This is a genomic window from Massilia sp. METH4 (genome assembly GCF_037094685.1).
GTDB lineage: Bacteria > Pseudomonadota > Gammaproteobacteria > Burkholderiales > Burkholderiaceae_D > Rugamonas.
Window position 1 is genome coordinate 6205917 of record NZ_CP146614.1, and the last position, 20309, is coordinate 6226225.

The 20309-nt window shown below is 66.0% G+C and carries 15 protein-coding genes; 14 read left to right on the top strand and 1 reads right to left on the bottom strand.

What is annotated here, in order from left to right; all coding sequences use genetic code 11:
- Window positions 1–841: 841 nt before the first annotated feature.
- Window positions 842–1618 (bottom strand): SDR family oxidoreductase, encoded by a 777-nt coding sequence (locus V6Z91_RS27055; protein ID WP_130188776.1) that lies wholly within the window; start codon window positions 1616–1618, stop codon window positions 842–844.
- A 182-nt stretch (window positions 1619–1800) separates the two neighbouring features.
- On the opposite strand from V6Z91_RS27055, the gene V6Z91_RS27060 reads away from it, so the two are divergent.
- From V6Z91_RS27060 to V6Z91_RS27125, 14 genes are all read left to right on the top strand, one after another.
- Window positions 1801–3468 carry an electron transfer flavoprotein-ubiquinone oxidoreductase gene (locus V6Z91_RS27060; RefSeq protein WP_338763622.1) on the top strand — a complete coding sequence of 556 codons (1668 nt, stop codon included), beginning with the start codon at window positions 1801–1803 and terminating at the stop codon, window positions 3466–3468.
- A 133-nt stretch (window positions 3469–3601) separates the two neighbouring features.
- Window positions 3602–6307, top strand: coding sequence for a tetratricopeptide repeat protein (locus tag V6Z91_RS27065; protein WP_338763625.1), 2706 nt, complete (start codon window positions 3602–3604; stop codon window positions 6305–6307).
- Window positions 6308–6510: 203 nt separating this feature from the next.
- Entirely contained in the window at window positions 6511–7629 is a 1119-nt protein-coding gene (locus V6Z91_RS27070; protein WP_338763629.1) for a DegT/DnrJ/EryC1/StrS family aminotransferase, read from the top strand.
- A gap of 6 nt (window positions 7630–7635) precedes the next feature.
- Window positions 7636–8304, top strand: coding sequence for an acetyltransferase (locus V6Z91_RS27075; RefSeq protein ID WP_338763632.1), 669 nt, complete (start codon window positions 7636–7638; stop codon window positions 8302–8304).
- A 3-nt stretch (window positions 8305–8307) separates the two neighbouring features.
- Window positions 8308–9858, top strand: a complete 1551-nt coding sequence (locus V6Z91_RS27080; protein WP_338763635.1) for a class I adenylate-forming enzyme family protein — start codon at window positions 8308–8310, stop codon at window positions 9856–9858.
- Complete coding sequence (locus tag V6Z91_RS27085) at window positions 9855–11012, top strand: Gfo/Idh/MocA family oxidoreductase (RefSeq protein WP_338763638.1); 1158 nt, start codon at window positions 9855–9857, stop codon at window positions 11010–11012. The genes V6Z91_RS27080 and V6Z91_RS27085 overlap by 4 nt, the downstream gene beginning before the upstream one ends.
- A gap of 16 nt (window positions 11013–11028) precedes the next feature.
- Window positions 11029–11283 (top strand): acyl carrier protein, encoded by a 255-nt coding sequence (locus tag V6Z91_RS27090; protein ID WP_338763641.1) that lies wholly within the window; start codon window positions 11029–11031, stop codon window positions 11281–11283.
- Window positions 11280–12383, top strand: coding sequence for an FkbM family methyltransferase (locus V6Z91_RS27095; protein WP_338763643.1), 1104 nt, complete (start codon window positions 11280–11282; stop codon window positions 12381–12383). Before V6Z91_RS27090 ends, V6Z91_RS27095 begins: the two co-directional genes overlap by 4 nt.
- 1 nt (window position 12384) lies before the next feature.
- A complete protein-coding gene (locus tag V6Z91_RS27100) occupies window positions 12385–13116 on the top strand; it encodes a class I SAM-dependent methyltransferase (protein ID WP_338763645.1) in 732 nt (243 codons plus the stop codon).
- A 6-nt stretch (window positions 13117–13122) separates the two neighbouring features.
- Complete coding sequence (locus V6Z91_RS27105; protein WP_338763648.1) at window positions 13123–14184, top strand: fatty acid desaturase; 1062 nt, start codon at window positions 13123–13125, stop codon at window positions 14182–14184.
- A 59-nt stretch (window positions 14185–14243) separates the two neighbouring features.
- Complete coding sequence (locus tag V6Z91_RS27110; RefSeq protein WP_338763651.1) at window positions 14244–15353, top strand: class I SAM-dependent methyltransferase; 1110 nt, start codon at window positions 14244–14246, stop codon at window positions 15351–15353.
- A gap of 56 nt (window positions 15354–15409) precedes the next feature.
- Window positions 15410–18223 (top strand): tetratricopeptide repeat protein, encoded by a 2814-nt coding sequence (locus V6Z91_RS27115; protein WP_338763654.1) that lies wholly within the window; start codon window positions 15410–15412, stop codon window positions 18221–18223.
- Window positions 18224–18326: 103 nt separating this feature from the next.
- Window positions 18327–19187 carry a flagellin gene (locus V6Z91_RS27120; protein WP_338763657.1) on the top strand — a complete coding sequence of 287 codons (861 nt, stop codon included), beginning with the start codon at window positions 18327–18329 and terminating at the stop codon, window positions 19185–19187.
- A 197-nt stretch (window positions 19188–19384) separates the two neighbouring features.
- Complete coding sequence (locus tag V6Z91_RS27125; protein WP_338763660.1) at window positions 19385–20245, top strand: flagellin; 861 nt, start codon at window positions 19385–19387, stop codon at window positions 20243–20245.
- Window positions 20246–20309: the final 64 nt, after the last annotated feature.

Sequence of the window (20309 nt, forward strand, 5' to 3'; positions counted from 1 at the left end):
AACTCACAGATCTGAGGCGGGAAGCGCCTCATCGCACCACCTCTACCAACTTCCGAAAACTGTCATAACAAACATACATAAGCACAGAAGATGGCTCCTGCAATGAGCATTTTGCAAAAATAGCGGTGTTCCTCGGGGTGATCCAAATAGGCTCAGTTGAGGCATGCGAAAACCCGCCTGCCAGCAGCCGCGAGTAGGTTGCCCGCCGCTATAGCCGAGGCCGTGTCTGAATGCTAGGCTGAGTTCCAAACTAGCAGCATTATCAAAAGCACTACGAATCCGAAGACTAAATAGCCAAGTTTTTCATATCTGGACATTTCCGCGTATCGATCGTCGCGTGTTTTTGTGAAGGATTCTCTTACTAACTGTCGCCAAGTCTTTTTCATTATTCGCCCAGCCATACGTGGCTGGGAAACGCCAGCACCTGGAGTTCAGAACCATACTCTACAGAGTAAGCTCCACCAAGAACACGCGACATCCCGCCTCCTACTTCAATGAAAGGAGTCCCAGCCGGAAGGAAGTCGCTAGGGAAGCGCTGATTTATTCATGGCGGCGATCTTGGCCCTGAGAAAACGCGCCCAGCTGCGGCACAAATGGCCCGCCATACCTCGGTATGACGGACCATTTGCGTCTTGCTGGACACGTTTTTCAGGACCAATCTCATCCACCAGCAATAAATCAGCGCTTCCCTAGCTTGATTGCCCGCGCCGCCTAAGAACGAGTCCAGTTTCCTCCGAGCGGACGCCCGAGGAACATGCACGACTATGGAAGGTGTGATGTAGGTCTTTTCACAGCCTTAAGCTGCTGCTGTGCAATGCGGCCAGCGTTTACAACGCCGGTCCTACTGCGCCGTCATCCCATCGTCAGCCGAAATCACGGCCCCGTTGATGAAATGCGCATCCTCCCCCGCCAGCAGCAACAGCAACCCATCAAGATCCTCCGGCTTCCCCGGCCGCTTCCTGGGCAGCATCTCGATCAACCGCCGCCCCTGCTCGCTGGCAAAATAATCCTCGTTGATCTCGGTCGAGATGTACCCTGGGCAGATCGCGTTGGTGTTGATGCCGTGGCGGCCCCACTCCACCGCCATTGCCTTCGTCATGTGGATCACGCCGGCCTTGCTCATGCAGTACACGCCGATCTGCGGCAGCACGCGCTGGCCGGCGACGGAGGCGATGTTGATGATACGGTGCTGCTTCTTCGGGTCGCCCTTGGCGCGGGCGATCATGCGCTTGGCCGCTTCCTGCGCCACGAAGAAGGCGCCGCGCAGGTTCGTGTCCATCACGAAGTTGTAGTCTTCCGGCGTCACGTCCACCAGCCGCTGCGTGGTGGACACGCCGGAATTGTTGACGAGGATATCGATCGGCCCCGCTTCCGTCTCGGCGTGGGCAATGGCCGACTTGATGCTGGCGTAGTCCGTCACGTCCAGCGCCACCACGTGGGCCGCGCCGCCATCGGCTTCGATTTCGGCACGCAATTCCTTCAGGCGTTCCACGCGCCGTGACGCCAGCACCACCTGCGCGCCGGCGCTGGCCAGCACTTTCGCGAACCGCGCCCCCAGGCCGCTGGAAGCGCCCGTCACGAGCGCGATCTTGCCTTCAAAATTGACTTCGATACCCACGTCTTCCTCCTCCCAAGAGTGCGCCGCCCGGTGCGGCAGCGTTTGTGCTGTGCGAGTGGTGCCTATCTTACACAATCGGGCAAATTAGACGGGAACATCTACTACAATGCCGTTGCATTTGGGGCGGAAAAAGAGCACACTCGTGCTAATTTTTCCCGAATTCACACACCTATAAAAATCTTATGACGAATCTCGTTGAACAGTACGGCCCACGCGAAGCGATGGAGTATGACGTGGTGATCGTCGGCGGTGGCCCGGCCGGGCTGTCCGCCGCGATCCGCATCAAGCAGCTCGCGCAGGAAAAGAACCAGGAAATCTCGGTGGTGGTGCTGGAAAAAGGCGGCGAGCTGGGTGCGCATATCCTGTCCGGTGCCGTGATGGACCCGCGCGCGCTGAACGAGCTGATTCCCGACTGGAAGGAAAAAGGCGCGCCGCTGAACACGCCCGTGAGCGAAGACCGGGTGCTGTTCCTGACTGAAACGAAAGCGTACAAGACGCCGAACTTCATGGTGCCGAAGTGCCTGGAAAACCATGGCAACTACGTGATTTCGCTGGGCAACGTGGTGCGCTGGCTGGGCCAGCAGGCGGAAAGCCTGGGTGTGGAGATCTTCCCCGGCTTCCCGGCCGCCGAGATCCTGTACAACGAGGATGGCTCCGTGAAAGGTGTCGCCACCGGCAATATGGGTGTCAAGCGCGACGGCGAACCGGGCCCCGATTTCCAGCTCGGCATGGAGCTGCACGGCAAATACACGCTGTTCGCCGAAGGCTCGCGCGGCCACCTGGGCAAGCAGCTGATGGCCAAGTACGACCTGAACAAGGGCAAGGACCCGCAAGCCTACGGCATCGGCATCAAGGAACTGTGGGAAATCGATCCGGCCAAGCACCAGCCCGGCCTGGTGATCCACACGTCCGGCTGGCCGCTGGCGCACGACGTGTATGGCGGCTCGTTCCTGTATCACCTGGAAAACAACCAGGTCGCCGTCGGCTACGTGGTCGGCCTGAACTACCACAACCCATATATTTCGCCGTACGAGGAGTTCCAGCGCTACAAGACGCACCCGGCGATCCGCGGCTACTTCGAAGGCGGCAAGCGCATCTCGTATGGCGCGCGCGCGATCACGTCGGGTGGCCTGCAATCGCTGCCGAAGCTGGTGTTCCCGGGCGGTTGCCTGATCGGTTGCGACGCCGGCTTCCTGAACATGAGCCGCATCAAGGGCAGCCACGCCGCCATCAAGTCCGGCATGCTGGCCGCCGAGGCGCTCGTCGATGCGCTGGGCGCCAGCCGCCAGCACGATGAACTGTCGGCCTACCCGACCGCCTTCGAGCAGTCCTGGCTGCATGAGGAACTGCACGTCGCGCGCAATGTGAAGCAATACCTGAACAAGGGCCTCGTGTTCGGCACGATCATGACGGGCATCGACCAGATCGTCTTCCGCGGCAAGGCACCCTGGACCCTGCGCCACAACGAGCCGGATCACGCCTGCCTGAAGCCGGCGGCCAATTACCAGCCGATCGTGTACCCGAAGCCGGACGGCAAGCTCACCTTCGACAAGCTGTCCTCCGTGTTCATCTCGAACACGAACCACGCCGAAGACCAGCCGATCCACCTGACCTTGAAGAACCCGTCGGTGCCGGTCGATGTCAACCTGTCCAAGTACGCGGGCCCGGAACAGCGCTACTGCCCGGCCGGCGTGTACGAATACGTGAAGACCGACGAAGGCACGGATCGCCTGCAGATCAACGCGCAGAACTGCGTGCACTGCAAGACCTGCGACATCAAGGATCCCACGCAGAACATCGTGTGGGTGACGCCAGAGGGTGGCGGCGGGCCGAACTACCCGAACATGTAGGTTCGGGAGCGCAAGCATGCCGGGCGCGGGCATGCGAACGCCAGGGGTATGATGGGGTATTCCCGCTCTGTTCGACGGTTCGGAGCGGAAATTGCCGCCGTACAATGCGGCATAGCCACTCGACCCGTAGCGAATGAAGAATACCAGCGACCTTGCAGCATCCAGCGGCGATGGAGCGCCCTCCTCGTCGCCCTCCCTCGCCCCCTCCCTCGCACTGGAGCAGGCGGCGGCCGCGCTGGCCCGTGGCGACCATGTCACCGCCCTGTCACTGCTGCGTCCGCTGGCCGACCTTCAAGCGCCATCGGCCGCGCTGTCGCCCGCGCAGTCATCGGATCTGTGGCGACTCCTCGCCGAAGCCGTCCAGGCGCAAGGAGGCGACCCGCTGCCGGAGCTCGTCCGCTGGGTCGAAAGCGATCCCGGCAATTCCACCGCACACCTTCAACTGGGCCACGCCCTGCAAGACCATGGCGAGCTCGCTGCCGCGAGCAACAGCTACCGCCATGCGCTGAGCGCCGATCCCGCTAACCTCGAAGCGCTCGTCGAACTCGGCAGCGTCGAACAGGGCATGGGCAACCACGGCGTGGCCGTCGAGTGCTACCAGCTCGCCCTGAAACTGGCTCCCAAGCTGCACCAACTCTATCCTTCGCTGGCCTCGGGCCTGCACGCGCTGGGCCGCTACGAGGAAGCCAGCGCGGCGTGGTCGAAGGCACTGCGGCTCCTTGGCGACGATGCCCTGTACCACTACGGGCGCGCCGAGTCGCTGCGCGCCTGGGGCCGGCTGGGGGAAGCCCTCAACGCCAGCGAGCGGGCCGTCAAGCTAGTGCCGGACGATCCGGCCGCGCTGCAGCAGCTGGCGTCGCTGCAGATGGCGCTGGGCAAGACGCGCGACAGCGCGCTCAATTTCGGCAAGGCCCTGCTGGGCGACCCGCACAATGTGCAGGCGCACATCGACTTCGCCGCGGTGCTGCACCAGCTCGGGCTCGACGACGAAGCGCTGGCCCACCTGCGGGACGCGCTGCGCATCGATCCGCAGTCCTGGCTCGCGGCGGGCAACCTCGGCGGCCTGCTGGTGGAACTGGGGCGCCACGCCGAGGCCGTTCCCCTGTTGCGCCAGGCGCTCGAGATCAAGCCCGACTATGCCTTTGCCTTGAACAATCTGGGCACGGCCTTGCATACGCTGGGCCAGCGCGACACCGCGGTCGACTACTTCCGTGCGGCGATCGGCGCGGACCCGGGCTTCATCGATGCCTATCGCAACCTGTCCGTCGTGCTCAGCCAGCTGGGCCGGCACCGCGAATCGTTCGAGAACAGCGTGGTCGCGATGGCCCTGGCGCCCGACGATGCCGAGCTGCTTCTCAACCTCGCCAATGCGCAGGCCGCGATGGGCCAGCTCGACCGGTCGATCGCCCACCTGCGCAAGGCCGCGCGGCTCGATCCGAAGGCGGCCAACATCCGCTCGAACCTCGCGCATTACCTGAGCGTGGCCGGCGACACCGCGGCGGCCATCGAGATGAGCCGGCAAGCGATCGCGCTCGATCCGGCGTTCACCGGCGCCCATTCGAACCTGCTGTTCTACCTGGCCCATGGCGATGCCGACATCGCGGCGTCGCGGGCCGCGCACGAGACCTACGCGAAGCAGTTCGAGCGCCAGGACCGCTGGATCGGGCGGCACGAGACGGACAACGACCCCGACCGGCGCATCCGGCTGGCCTTCATCTCGGGCGACCTCTACCACCACGCCGTGGCCAATTTCATCCGCCCGGTGCTGGAACAGCTGCGCCACGATCCATCGCTCGAGCTGGTGATCTACTACACCAACACCGTGAACGACAGCGTGAACGCGGCGCTGCGCGCCAGCGTGCCGTTGTGGCGCGACGTCAGCGATCTTGCGGACGACGCTCTGGAAGCCCTGATCCGCGCCGACCGCATCGATGTGCTCGTCGACCTGTCGGGCCACACCGGCTTCAACCGGCTGCACGTGCTGGCCCGCAAGCCCGCACCGGTGCAGGTAACGTGGATCGGCTATCCCGGCACGACCGGGCTGCGCGCGGTCGATTATTTCCTGACCGACCCGCACCTGTTGCCGCCGGGCCGCTTCGACGACCACTACAGCGAACGCATCGCCTACCTGCCCGCGTCTGCCGTGTTCCAGCCCGCCGACGAGCAGGTGGACGTCAACCCGTTGCCCGCCCTGCACAACGGCCACCTCACGTTCGGCAGCTTCAACCGCGCCAACAAGATCCATGCCGGGGTCGTGCAATTGTGGGCCAAGGTCCTGGCGGCTGTGCCGGATTCGCGCCTGCTGCTGGGTGCCCTGACGAGCGACGGCCAGAAGGCGGCAATGCGCGAGCAGTTCCAGGCCGCCGGGATCGGCGGCGAGCGCCTGGTATTCCATGAACGTGGGAGCATGCGCGATTACCTGGCCCTGCACCACCAGGTCGACCTGTGCCTCGACACCTTCCCCTATACGGGCGGCACGACGACCCTGCACGGATTGTGGATGGGCGTGCCGATCGTCACGCTGGCGGGGGCGACGACGTCCGGCCGCACCAGCGCGGCGATCCTGAGCCACCTGGGGCTGAACGACTTCATCGCGGAAACGCCGGAGCAATTCGTGCGCGCTGCCGCCGGCTGGGCCGGCAGGACGGAGGAACTCGCCGCTTTGCGCGCCGCGCTGCGCGAGCGCCTGGAGCAATCGGCCCTGGCCCGCCCCGACCGGCTCGCCGCCAACCTGAGCGCGATGGTGCGGCTCATGTGGCACCGCTGGTGCAGCGGCATGCCGGCCGACACCCTCTACCTGGAGCCGGCCGGCCAGCCCCCGGCCGCGCTCGAGGAATGAGCAGTGCACGGCTTGTTTTGCGGACAGGGAGGTCACGGGTTACAATTGCCGCGCATCAACATCGGGCGGCATCGCCGACCGCATGTCGAGGCGGTCGAGCATTAACGTCATGAGGATGCCAGAATGAAAAACAACATCTGCACGGCGTGCCGCAATGCGCCGGCCGTAGCCTCCGTCCCGGCGGCGGGCGGGAGGAACGCGCAATGAAAGAGGCACCTCGCTCCCCCGTCTATGTCACGCAGCCGGCTTTGGCGCCGCTGGAAGAATTCATCCCCTACCTGCAACAGATCTGGGACAACAAGATCCTGACCAACGGCGGCCCGTTCCACCAGCAGCTGGAGCAGGAACTCGCCCGTTACCTGGGCGTGCCGCATCTGTCGCTGTTCTCGAACGGCACGCTGGCGCTGATGACGGCCATGCAATCGCTGCGCATCACCGGCGAAGTCATCACGACGCCCTATTCGTTCGTCGCCACGGCCCACTCGCTGCTGTGGAACGGCATCAAGCCCGTGTTCGTCGATATCGAGCCCGATACGTTCAACATCGACCCGCGCCAGATCGAGGCGGCCATCACCCCGCAAACGACGGCGATCCTGCCCGTGCACTGCTATGGCCGCCCCTGCAACGTGGAAGAGATCGAAGAGATTGCCGCCAACTATGGCCTGAAGGTCATCTACGATGCCGCCCATGCGTTCGGCGTGCAGCACCGCGGCAGCAGCGTGCTCAACCACGGCGACCTGTCGGTGCTGAGCTTCCATGCGACCAAGGTGTTCAATACCTTCGAGGGCGGCGCCATCATCTGCAAGGATGCCCGCACCAAGCGCCACATCGACCACCTGAAGAACTTCGGCTTCGCCGACGAAGTGACCGTCGTCGCGCCGGGCATCAACGGCAAGATGAGCGAGGTGAACGCGGCGTTCGGCCTGCTCCAGCTCAAGGGCATCGATGCCGTGCTGGCGGCCCGGGCCGCGGTGGACCGGCGCTACCGCACCGGCCTGCGCGACGTGCCGGGCATCGAATGCCCGCAAGTGCCCGAGGAAACGCACCCGAACCACTCGTATTTCCCGATCCTGGTGCAGCCTGGCTATCCGCTCACCCGCGACGAACTGTATGAAAAACTGCGGGCCGCCGGCTTCTATGCGCGGCGCTATTTCTATCCGCTGATCAGCGAATTCCCCATGTACCGGGGCATGCCGTCGGCGCGGCGCGACAACCTGCCGGTCGCCATGCGGCTGTCGCTGCAGGTGCTGTGCCTGCCGATCTATCCGGACCTTCCCGCCGAGCGGCAGGACGCGCTGATCGAGCTGATCCTTTCAGTGTAAGGCTCCATGAAAACCATCATTTTCGGCAACGGCGCGACGGCCCGCCTGCTCCACTCCTATGCACGGCACAGCATGGACATCGTCGGCTTCACGGCCGACGACGCGTATGTCGAAGGCGATACGTTCCTGGGCCTGCCCCTGGTGCCCTTCAGCGCGCTGGAACGGCATTTCCCGCCGGCCGAGCACGCGGCGATCGTCGCCATCGGCTTCATCGACATGAACGGCTTGCGCGCGCGCCGCCACGCCGACCTGGCCGAACGCGGCTATCGCCTGGCCAGCTATGTCCACCCATCCGTGTTCCGGCACGACGGCGTGACCATCGGCGAGAACTGCATCATCCTCGACCACGTGTCCATCCACCCCGGCTGCACGATCGGCGACGGCACGTTCATCTCCAGCAATGTCAACCTCGGCCACGACTGCCGGATCGGGCGCTTCAACTTCATCAACTCGGGCATCGCGCTGGCCGGCGGCTGCGTGGTGGGGGAAAGCTGCTTCTTCGGGGTGAACGCCAGCGCCGCGCACGGCAAGACCATCGGCGCGCGCAACTTCATCGGCGCCAACACCTTGATCTCGAACGATACGGCGGACGACCAGGTCTGGCTGCCGGAGCCGGCACAGCTGTTCAGGTTGAAAAGCCGCGCCTTCCTCAAATTCTCGAAAATGCTGGGATAACAGATGAGCATCAACGACAGCCGCGTCGCCCCGCCCTTCTTCGCGCATGCCGCGGCGCACCCGGACAAGCTGGCCATCTGGTGCGACGGCCGCACGGCCACGTACGCCGGGCTGTCGGCCCTCGTGCGGCGCTGGTCGTATGCGCTGGCCGAGCGCGGCGTGCAGCCCGGCGAACAGATCGGCGTGCTGCTCCCCAACAGCATCGAATTCGCCGCGCTGCTGGTCGTGGCGGCCGATCTGGGCGCCAGCCTCGTTCCGCTGAACACGTCGCTCACGCCGGACGCGGTGCGGCGCGCGTTTGCCGCCACCGAAGTGCGGCACCTGGTGGCCGGCGCCGGCCAGCTGGAAGCGCTGGCGGAAGGGTCCGCCCAGCCCGCCGTGCCCGGCTTGCAGGTGTCGGTCGACGCCGCCGTGCCCGGCGCGGTGACGTTGGACGAACTCATCGCGGCGGTCGCGGCCGACGTGCCGCCGCGCGACCTCGGCAAGCCGGAGCATGCACTGATCCTCACGATGACGTCCGGTTCGACCGGCGATCCGAAGCCGATCGTGTTGCCCCAGCGCACCAAGGTGAACCGGGCGGCGGCCGCGGTCGAGATGTATGGCGTGCATGCCGATGACGTCATCCTGGCGGCCACGCCGCTGTATCACTCGCTGGCCGAGCGCCTGGTCCTGATGGCATTCATGCATGGCGCGACGTCGGTCGTGATGGCGCGCTTTTCCACCGCCGCCTGGCTGCGCTGCGTGGCGCAGCAGCGCGTGACGTTCACGATCGCCGTGTCGTCGCAGTTGCGGCAGATCGTCACCGAGTTGCGGACGCCCGGCAGCCACGACCTCACGAGCCTGCGGTGCGTGGTGTCGTCGTCCGCCGCGCTCGACAACGCCACGAAGGACGAGCTGCTGGCGCGCATGGATTGCGCCTTTCACGAATGCTATGGCACGTCCGAGATCGCCATCGCCAGCAATCTCGACAGTTCCAGCGCGGCCGGCAAGCTGGCCTCGGTCGGCTGCCCGGCGCCCGGCGTGGATATCCGTATCCTGGGGCCTGGCGACGTCGAACTGCCGCCTGGCGCCGATGGCGAGATCGTCTGCAAGACCCCGATGCTGTTCGGCGGCTACTACCACCGGCCGGATTTGACCGCTGCCGCCATGTGGGGCGAGTACTTCCGCACCGGCGACCTGGGCTGTCTCGACGAGGACGGCTTCCTGTACTACCGCGGCCGCGCCAAGGACCTGATCATCACGGGTGGCGTGAATGTCTATCCGGTCGATGTGGAGGCGGTCGTGGCCACCCTGCCAACCATTAAAGAATGCGCGGCTTTTGCCGTAGCCGATGAAAGGCTGGGCGAGGTCGTCGGCGTGGCCCTCGTGTGCGAGGACCCGGCGGCCTTCAACCTGCGTGCCCTGCGCATGCTGTGCGCCGAGCGGCTCGCCGACTTCCAGCAGCCACGCCACTATTTCGTTGTCGAAGCACTACCGAAAAATCCGATGGGAAAGATCATGAAATTCGAGCTTGTCAGGCAGTTCGGCAAATCCGCCACGGCGGCCGCGCAATGATGAGCACGCAATCCGGCACGATGCCCACCACGCCCCTGCGCATCGCCTTCATCGGCGGCGCCGTCAACTCCGCCGTGGGCTATTCGCATTTCGTCGCCAGCACCATGGACCGCCGCTGGGAACTGGTGGCCGGCTGCTTCAGCACGCAGGAAGAGGACAACCGCGAGACGGCGGCCGCCTATGGCATTCCCGCCGATCGCCTGTATGCGAGCTGGCCGGACCTGGTGGCAGCCGAGCGCGGCCGCATCGACGCCGTCGCGATCCTCACGCCGATTCCGGCGCATCACGACATGGTGGCCGGCTGCATGCGCGCGGGCATTCCCGTCATCTGCGAAAAGGCGCTGGCCGGCACGCCGGAAGAGGCGCGCGCGCTGCTCCAGCTGCGCGACGAGCTCGGCGCCTTCCTCGGCATCACGTACAACTACACCGGCTACCCGATGCTGCGCGAACTGGCGCGCAAGGTCCGTTCGGGGCAGCTGGGCCGTATCCTGCACTTCCAGGCCGAGATGCCGCAGGAAGGCTTCGTGCGCACCGACGGCCGCGGCAACAAGCCGTCGCCGCAGCCCTGGCGCCTGGCCGACGGCGCGGTGCCGACCCTGCACCTGGACCTGGGCACGCACCTGCACCAGATCGTGCATTACCTCACCGGCGAACGCCCGCTCGACCTGGTGGCGGACCAGAACCACTATGGCTGGTTCGACGGCGTGGTCGACAATTCCAGCTGCCTGGCCCGCTACAGCGGCGACATCCAGGGCCAGTTCTGGTTCAGCAAGTCCGCGCTCGGCCACCGCAACGGCTTGCGCATCCGCATCTATGGCGACCTCGCGTCGGCCGAGTGGTACCAGCTGTCGCCCGAGGAATTGCTCGTGTCGCACCGCGACGGCCGCCGCGAGCTGCTCGACCGGGCCGGCGCGTGCGACGTCGCCACCGCGCGCCGCTACAACCGCTTCAAGGCCGGCCACCCGGCCGGCTTCCTGGAAGCCTTCGCCAACCTGTATGGCGACCTGGCGGACTGCCTGCAGCAGTATCGCGCCACCGGCACGTGGCAGTCGGCCGAAGTGTTCAGCGCCGAGCTGGCGCTGGAAGGCCTGCACTTCCTGGAAGCGATGGTGCGCTCCACGCAATCGCGCGGCTGGGTAGCCGTGCAACGCTGACAACAAAGGGATCATCTTGAACGAGCCGATTCGCCAGCGCATCCTGGCGCTACTGCAACGCAAGGGCGGCCTGCCGCCCGGCTTTACCGACGACACCGACTATATCGATGAAGGCATCGTGGATTCGCTCGCCATCGTCAAGTTCATCGTCGACCTGGAAAAGGCGTTCGACATCGAATTGACGGACGAAGACATCGAATCGCCGGCCTTCCGCACCGTGGCGGGCCTGACGGCGCTCGTCGGCGGCAAGCGCCCCAATGCCCCCCTATGAGTAAGCACCCGCAATTCGCTTCGCCGGCCGCGGCGGCGGATGCCTTTCTCGCGCCGGGACAGGCGGTGGGGCGCTATCTGCTCGGCCGCAACGAGCATGCCGCCGCGCTGCTGGACATTCCGGCCATCGCCGCGCTGGTCGACGGCATCATCGACGACCGCGCCACGGAACCCGCGTGGCGCGGCAAACCCGTGCTGCGCGGCGAGCAGGTAGCGGCGCCGGCGCTGGCGGTGAACTGCTCGATGTCGATCAGCCCGGTATCGGCCGCCCGCCGGCTCGCCGCGCTCGGTTTCGCGCCGCTGCATTACGCCGACCTGCTGGAGGCGCGCCCGGACCTGGTGCCGGCGCCCCCGTTCGTCGCCGAGATGCGCGCCGACCTGGCCGCCCACGCGAACGAATGGGCGGCGCTGGCCGAACGGCTGGCCGACGACGCTTCGCGCGCCGTGCTGCGCGACCTGGTCGCCTATCGCGGCAGCGCCCATCCGCGCCACATGGCGGGCTACACCGTGCGCTTCGACGAACAGTATTTCGAGCCCTTCATGCCGCTGCACGGCGAGACGTTCGTGGACGCTGGCGGCTTCGATGGCGACACCACCGAACAGTTCTGCCGGCGCGACCCGGCCTACCGCGGCGTGATCCTGTTCGAGCCCTCGGGCGCGAACATCGCCCGGGCCCGGGAGCGCCTGGCCGGCCGGCCGAACATCCGCTTCGAGGAGATGGGCGTGTCGGATGCGCCGGGAACGCTCTCCTTCGACCCGCATGCCGGGTCGGCCAGCGCCGTCAGCTCGTCGGGTACCGTGTCCATTGCGGTGACGACGATCGACGAGGCCGTCAGCGAACCGGTCAGCTTCATCAAGATGGACCTGGAAGGCTGGGAAATGCGCGCGCTGGCCGGTGCCGCGCGCCATATCCGCGCCGACCATCCGAAACTGGCGATCGCGGTGTACCACAGCGCGGCCGATTTCCGGCACATTCCCGCCTACATCCTCGGCCTGCGCGACGACTATGCCGTATACCTGCGCCATTACTCCGAGGGCTGGTCGGAAACCGTCATGTTCTTCGTGCCGCGTACGCGGCGCGACACCCTACAGGATCAATAGCATGCCTACTGCTTCCCGCTCAACCGTCCGCGACATCCGCCCCAAGGTGCTGTTCCAGCTGATCGAGGCGATGCACCCGGAGTCGAATCCCACGTTCTCCGTGAACATCCCCAGCAGCGCGATCGGCGGCGCCACGCTGCTGGAAAGCGCCGTGCTGGTCAGCCTGGCCAGGCTGACGGGCGCGCAGTCGTTCTTCGAATTCGGCACCTACATGGGTGCGACCACGCTGCTGCTGGCCACCAACTCGCCGGACTCCGCCCACGTGACGACGGTGGACCTGCCGCCCGAAGCCATCGACACGGCGGCGGCGGACGACGCCGCGCTCGTGTTGCAGGACGATACGGCCAACGACAATTTCCTGCGCCGCGAATTCGCCGCCAAGGGCGGCGCCTGCATCGACCGCGCGCCCGCCGCCATCCAGGCGAAGGTGACGCGCCTGCTGCAGGACACGCGCACGATCGACCCGGTGGCGCAGGGCCTGGCCGGCCGTTTCGACTTCATCTTCATCGACGGCGGCCACGACTACGACACGATCGCCAGCGATACGGCCGTCGCCCTGCAACTGGCGCGGCCCGACGCGGTCATCGCCTGGCATGACTACCGGTCGGCGATCCACCAGGACGTGACGCGCTTCCTGGACGGCTACGATGCGCCGGCCCAGCTGGTGCACGTGCAGAACACGATGATCGCCTTCATGCTGACGGGGCGTTTCGCCAACCTGCTTCCGGACTGAGCCCTGATGACCGACCACGTCTCATCCGCCCCAGCGGCAGCCCACGATGCGGCCCACGGCGCGGCCCAAAGCGCGGCCCGTACGCCGGCCTGGTACCGCTCGCCGCTCGCGCGCGACGAACTGGCCGCGCTCAGCCGGCGCAGCAACCTGCGCGGCTGGTTGCAGGCGGGCGGCCATCTGCTGCTGTTGCTGGCCACGGGCACGCTCACGCTCGCGCTGTTCCGCCACGGCCACTACGCGGCGGCGCTCGTGGCGCTGCTCGTGCATGGCGGCTGCTACGGCTTCCTCGGCTGGGCCGGGGCCGGCCATGAACTGAGCCACCGCACGGTGTTCGCGAGCCGGCGCCTGAACGATGCCTTCCTCGCGCTGTTCGCGTTCCTGACCTGGAACAATCCGGTGTACTTCCGCGCCAGCCATGCGCGCCATCACCAGAAGACGGTCCATGACGGCGAGGATTTCGAAGTGCGGCTGCCGCAGACCACGCGCCGGGGCGACTGGCTCTGGGCTTGCACGTTCAACGTGCCGGCGATGGTGCGCGCCGTGCGCATCGTGGTCGAGAACAGCCGCGACGTGGTGAAGGGGCCGGCCGGGCAATTGCTGTTCGCCGACCGGGCCGGCGCCCCGCGCCGCGACCTCGTGCGCACGGCCCGGCGCACGCTCGGCGGCCACATCGTGCTCGCGGCGGGTTTCCTTGCCACGGGCAACTGGGAGCTGCTGCTGCTGGTGACGCTGGCGCCCTTCGTGGGCGACTGGCCGAGCAAGCTGCTGGCGCTGGCGCAGCATTACGGCATGGAGCCGAACGTCGCCGATTTTCGCCGCAACAGCCGCACCGTGCTGCTGCACCCGGCGTGCGCCTGGCTGTACTGGCAGATGAATTACCACATCGAGCATCATATGTATCCGGCGGTGCCGTTTCACCAGCTCGGGCGCCTGCGCGACGCCATCGCGAACGACCTGCCGGCGCCGACCGTGGGCCTGCGCGGCATCGTGGCCGAGATCCGGTCCGGCCGGCTGGCGCGTGCCTCGCTGCCCGGCGCCCCGCGCAGATTTTCCGAACAACGCGACTGACTTCGCGCGCCCGCCGCCGCTGCCGTGGCGCGCATTGTGCGCATTACCTGGACAACAGTATGAACATGCAATCCCCGTCCGACGACAAGCCCATCCTCATTTTCCCGGCCGGCATGCCCCGTTCGCTCGACTATCTGGCCCGTTGCCAGCGCGAGGGCCGGCACGCGATCGGCTCGTCGTCGCTCGCCTATGACGTGGCCAAGCCCCTGTATCCCGAATGGGCGCACCTGCCCTTCGTGAACGCCGCCGACTTTCCGGCCGAACTGGCCGCGCTCATCGAAGCGCGCGGCATCGCGGGGATCTACACGCCGAACCCGGTCGTGTGGAGCTTCCTGAACGAGCACCTGCCCAGCATCAGCCCTGGAGTGAAACTGCTCAATGCCTGGCCCGTCTCGGAAGAGCTGGCCGGCTACGTGGCGGCGGAAGAACGCGCCGGCGAGCTGGCGGCGAACGGCCTCGCGCTCGCGCACGATCACGTCGAGCAGCCTGCCATGCACCCGCGCGCGCTGGCCGCGCTGTTCCGCCATGCCAACGTGATCCCCGGCATGAGCGACAACGAGAAGATCGGCGCGCTGTACGAAATCGCGCGCCGCTGCCCGCCTGGCGACCTCGTGGAAATCGGCACCGCTTTCGGCAAGTCGGCCTTCGTGCTCGCGAACCTGGCGCGCCACTACCGGCTCGGCAAGTTGCTCTGCATCGACCCGTGGCAACCGGAGTTCGTGGTGCAGAACGATGACGGCGGGCTGGTCGACAGCTGCCGCGAAAAGTACGACTACGACCAGGCCTTGCGGGTGTTCGAGATCAACCTGCTGCCGTACAGCGATGGCGACGTCAACTACCTGCGCATGCCCTCGTTCGAAGCGGTGGAACTGTACCGTGCCGGCACCCCCGTCGAGTCGCCCACCTTCGGCCAGACGCGCTACCAGGGCGGCATCGCGCTGCTGCATGTCGATGGCAACCACAGCTACGAGTCGGCGAGCCAGGACGTGCGCCAGTGGTCCGAATTCATCGTGCCGGGCGGCTGGCTGGTGGTGGACGACTATGTGTGGCCCTATGGCGACGGCCCGCAGCGCGCCGGCGACGACTTCCTGCGCGAGCACGCCGCGCGCATCGCCAGCGCGTTCGTCATCGGCACCGCACTGTTCGTGCAACTGGCCGTGCCGGCCTGACCGCGGCGCCCTCGCCGCCCCGCTTCCGAATCAGCAAGACTTCGAACCACTTCACCATGACCACCTCCGAAACCCAACTGGACGACCCCACCCTTTCCGCCGCCATCGCGCACCACCAGGCGGGACGCCTCGACGAGGCCGAGAGCGCCTACCGGGAAGTGCTGGCGCGCCGCCCGTATCACCCGCTGGCGAACCACAACCTGGGCATGCTGATGTGGCAGCAGGAGCGCGCCGCCGAAGGCTTGCCGTACCTGCGCCAGGCTTGGTCCGTGAATCCGGACGAAGGTCAGTTCTGGCTGTCCTACGCCGAAGGCTTGCTGCGTGCCGGCAAGCCCGCCGAAGCGCGCGACCTGCTGGCAGGCGCGCAGGCGCGCGGCCTGGACGGCCCACAGCTGCACGCATTGCAGGCACGTGTCGCCAGCGAACTGGCGACGCGGCCCGCACCGGAAGACACGCAAGCCGTCGCGCAATTGTTCGGTGCGGGCGACTACGCCGGCGCCGAAGCGGCGGTACGCGCACTGATCGGGCGTTATCCCACCTCCGGCATGTTATGGGGCATGCTCGGCACCATCTTGCAGGTCCAGGGCAAGGAAGCGCTGGCCGTGCTGGAAGAGGCGGCCCGGCTGTCGCCGGACGATGCGGAAAACCTCGTCGGCCTCGGCAATGCGCAACAGGGTGCCCAGCAGTACGTCGCCGCCATCGCGACTTACCGGCGCGCGCTGGCACTGGCGCCCGACTTGCCGGAAGCGTGGTGCAATCTCGGCAGCGCCCAGGTGGCCAGCGACGACCTGGAAGCGGCTGTCGACAGCTTCCGCCAGGCTTGCCGGCTGCGGCACGATTACCTGTTGGCCTACCTGAATCTCGGCAGTTGCGAAGCGGCGCTGGAGCGCCTGGAGGATGCCGCAAAAACGTACCGGCATGCATTGGCGCTGGCACCCGACGACCTCGACATCGCCAGTACGCTTGCCAACGTCCTGGGAGCGCTGGGCCGGCATGCCGAGGCTGCCGACCTGTACCGGTCGGTGCTCGACAAGGCTTCCCACGACCCGGTGGCGTGGCTGCGGCATGGCCACGGCCAGCGCAACCTGGAGAACATGGACGAAGCGGCCGAAGCCTACCGCCGCGCCGAGGCGCTGTGCGGCGACCATGTGGACCTGCTGGTCGAGATCGGTGTCGGCTTGCAGTTCGTCGGCGCGCCGGACGATGCAAAGCGCGTCTACCAGCGCCTGCTGGAACTCGACCCCAACCAGGCCATCATCCAGGGCAATCTCGGCGTGATCTACGAAGGCGAGAAGGATTACGACCAGGCCTGCGTGCATTACCGCGCGGCGATCGCGGCCGACCCCACGTTTGTCGACGCGCACCAGAACCTGGGCACTTGCCTGACCCACATGCTGCGGCCGGCCGAAGCGCTGGAGCAGTTCCGCCGGGTGCTGGAACTGCAGCCCGGCCACAAGGGGGCAATGCTCAGCATGTCCGCCGTGCTGGCCGAGCAGGGCTTGCTGGCGGAAGCGATCGCCAACAGCCGCGCCGCGCTGGAAATATTGCCGGGTAACCTGGAGCTGACCGGCAACCTGCTGTTTTGCCTGTCGCATTCGGACAATGTTTCCGCCGAAGAGCTCGCGGCCGAGCATTTCCGCTTCGGGTCGCACGCCGAGGGAATCGCCTGGGAAGAGCACCCGAACGACCGGAATCCCGACCGTGTGATACGGCTGGGCTTTGTCTCGGGCGACTTCAACAACCACGCCTTGCACAACTTCTTTTCGCCGATCCTGGAACGGCTGCGCCATTCCGACCGCGTGCGCCTCTATGCCTACTACAACAATGAGCTGGAAGACCCGGTAACGGAGGAGTTGCGGCCATTCTTCAGCACCTGGCATTGCGTGCCGAAGATGAGCGATGAGGCGCTCGCCGCGCTGATCCGCAAGGACGGTATCGATGTGCTGATCGACCTGTCCGGCCACACCAACCGCAACCGGCTCGGTGTGTTCGCCCGCAAGCCGGCGCCGGTGCAGGCGACCTGGATCGGCTACCCGGGCACGACCGGGCTGAAGGCCATGGACTATATTCTGCACGATCGCCATACCCTGCTGCCGGAGATGGCGCCGCAGTTCACCGAACGCTTTGCCTACCTGCCCTCGTGCGCCGTGTTCCGGCCCAGGAACGACCTGCCGCCGGTCAATCCGCTGCCGGCGGCCACGAATGGCTATATCACGTACGGCAGTTTCAACCGCATCAACAAGTTGCGCCGGCCGGTCATTGCGCTGTGGTCGAAGCTGCTGCGCGCCCAGCCGACCTCGCGCCTGATGCTGGCCGGCCTGCCGACGGACGGCAACTACGGCCACTTGCCGGAGTGGTTCACCGAAGAGGGCATCGACCTGGCGCGCATCGATTTCCAGCCCCGCGTGTCCCTGTACGAATACGCATTCCTGCATCACAAGGTGGACCTGTGCCTGGATACCTTCCCGTACACCGGCGGCACCACCACGCTGCAATCGTTATGGATGGGCATTCCCCTGCTGACCCTGGCCGGCCCGACGCTGGCGGGGCGCAGCTCGGCCGGCGTGCTCGAGCAGTTGAACCTGCACGCTTTCGTGGCCGACAGCGAAGACACCTTCGTGGAACGCGGCCTGGCGGTAACGGCCCGCCTGGACCTGCTGGCCGACCTGCGCCAGCACATGCGCGCCCTCCTCAGCCTGGCGCCCATGAGCCGGCCGGACGTGGTGGCGACCGCGCTGGAAGGTGCGGTGCGCCATATGTGGCACCGCTGGTGCGCCGGCGAGCAGCCGGAGACGTTCGAGATCGAGTACGAGATCACCCCGGCCACCAACGCGGAGGTGCATGCCGCCGAGCTGGCGCGCGCGCTCTGAAAATTTTTTTCCACGCGGCATTAATTTTCCTCCGGATGGGTCGCCTTGTACTGATGAACGCGTGCAAAGCACGCCCCAGACACCAACCGATCCGGAGTTTTCCATGCTGAGCCTGCACACCAACAACGCCGCCCTGTCCGCCCAGAACGCCCTGTCGCGCACGCAGAACAGCCTGTCGACGTCGATGACGCGCCTGTCTACCGGCTACCGCATCAACTCGTCGATGGACGACGCGGCCGGCCTGCAGATCGCAACCCGCCTGAAAGCGCAAACGAGCGGCATGGCTGTCGCCATGACCAACACCCAGAACAGCAAGTCGCTGCTGCAGACCGCCGACGGCGCGTTCGACGAAGTGACCAATATGCTGGTGCGCATGAAGGACCTGGCCACGCAAGCGGCCGATGCATCGTCCAGCGCCGACGACAAGACGGCCATGCAGTCGGAATTCGACGCACTGGGCAAGGAACTGAACAACGTCCTGCAGAACACCAAGTTCGGCGGTACCTCGCTGCTGGTGGGCGGCACGCTGGCTTCGTCGATGACGTTCCAGATCGGCGCCAGCGCCAGCGAACAGATGACGTTCGACGCCAGCACGCAGCTGACCGCCCTGACCACGGCTGTCGGCAGCGCCACCGCCAAGTACGCAGCACCGACCGGCACCACGGCCGGCACGGAACTGACGGCTGCCGCCAGCACCGCCATCACGAACCTGACGACCGCCATCGACAAGGTCAGCGCCGTGCGCTCCTCGATCGGTGCCGCCGCCAACCGCCTGGATCACGTGAACGCCAACCTGGGCAACATCAGCACCAACACCAAGGCCGCCACCGGCCGCATCATGGATGTCGACTTCGCCACCGAAAGCGCGAACATGACGTCGAACCAGATGCTGCTGCAAGCTGGCACCGCCATGCTGAAGCAGTCCAACAGCATGTCCTCGATGGTCATGTCGCTGCTGCAGTAATCCACATCCGTCTCGCAGCCGTAACGAAAAGCCAACCTCGCGGTTGGCTTTTCGCTTTTTTGGCGTCCTCGCGCGCTCACACCGGGAAAGTAAAAGAGTTTTTGCCGCACGGCATTTAATAAGCGTCCGCGCCGCGTCGCCTTGTATTGATGAGGGCGTGAGAAGCATGCCCCAGTGACCAACTTCAAGGATTTTTCATGCTGAGCCTTCACACCAACAACGCCGCGCTGTCCGCACAAAACGCCCTGTCGCGCACCCAGAACAGCCTGTCGACGTCGATGACCCGCCTGTCCACCGGCTACCGCATCAACTCGTCGATGGACGACGCCGCCGGCCTGCAGATCGCTACCCGCCTGAAAGCGCAAACGAGCGGCATGGCTGTCGCCATGACCAACACCCAGAACAGCAAGTCGCTGCTGCAGACCGCCGACGGCGCGTTCGACGAAGTGACCAACATGCTGGTGCGCATGAAGGACCTGGCCACGCAGGCTGCCGACGCATCGTCCAGCGCCGACGACAAGACGGCCATGCAGTCGGAATTCGACGCGCTGGGCAAGGAACTGAACAACATCCTGAAGAACACCAAGTTCGGCGGCACCACGCTGCTGGACGGCGGCACGCTGGGTGCGTCGATGACGTTCCAGATCGGCGCCAGCGCCAGCGAGCAGATGACGTTCGACGCGAGCATCCAGCTGACCGCCCTGACCACGGCCGTCAGCACCGCCACCTCCAAGTACACGGCGCCGACCAGCACCACGGCCGGCACCGAACTGACGGGCGCCGCCACGACCGCGATCACGAACCTGACGACCGCCATCGACAAGGTCAGCGCCGTGCGCTCCTCGATCGGTGCCGCCGCCAACCGCCTGGATCACGTGAACGCCAACCTGGGCAACATCAGCACCAACACCAAGGCCGCGACCGGCCGCATCATGGACGTCGACTTCGCCACCGAAAGCGCGAACATGACGTCGAACCAGATGCTGCTGCAGGCCGGCACCGCCATGCTGAAGCAGTCGAACAGCATGTCCTCGATGGTCATGTCGCTGCTGCAGTAATCCGTTTCGGCTCGTAGTCACAGCAAAAAGCCAACCTCGCGGTTGGCTTTTTGCGTTATCGGGC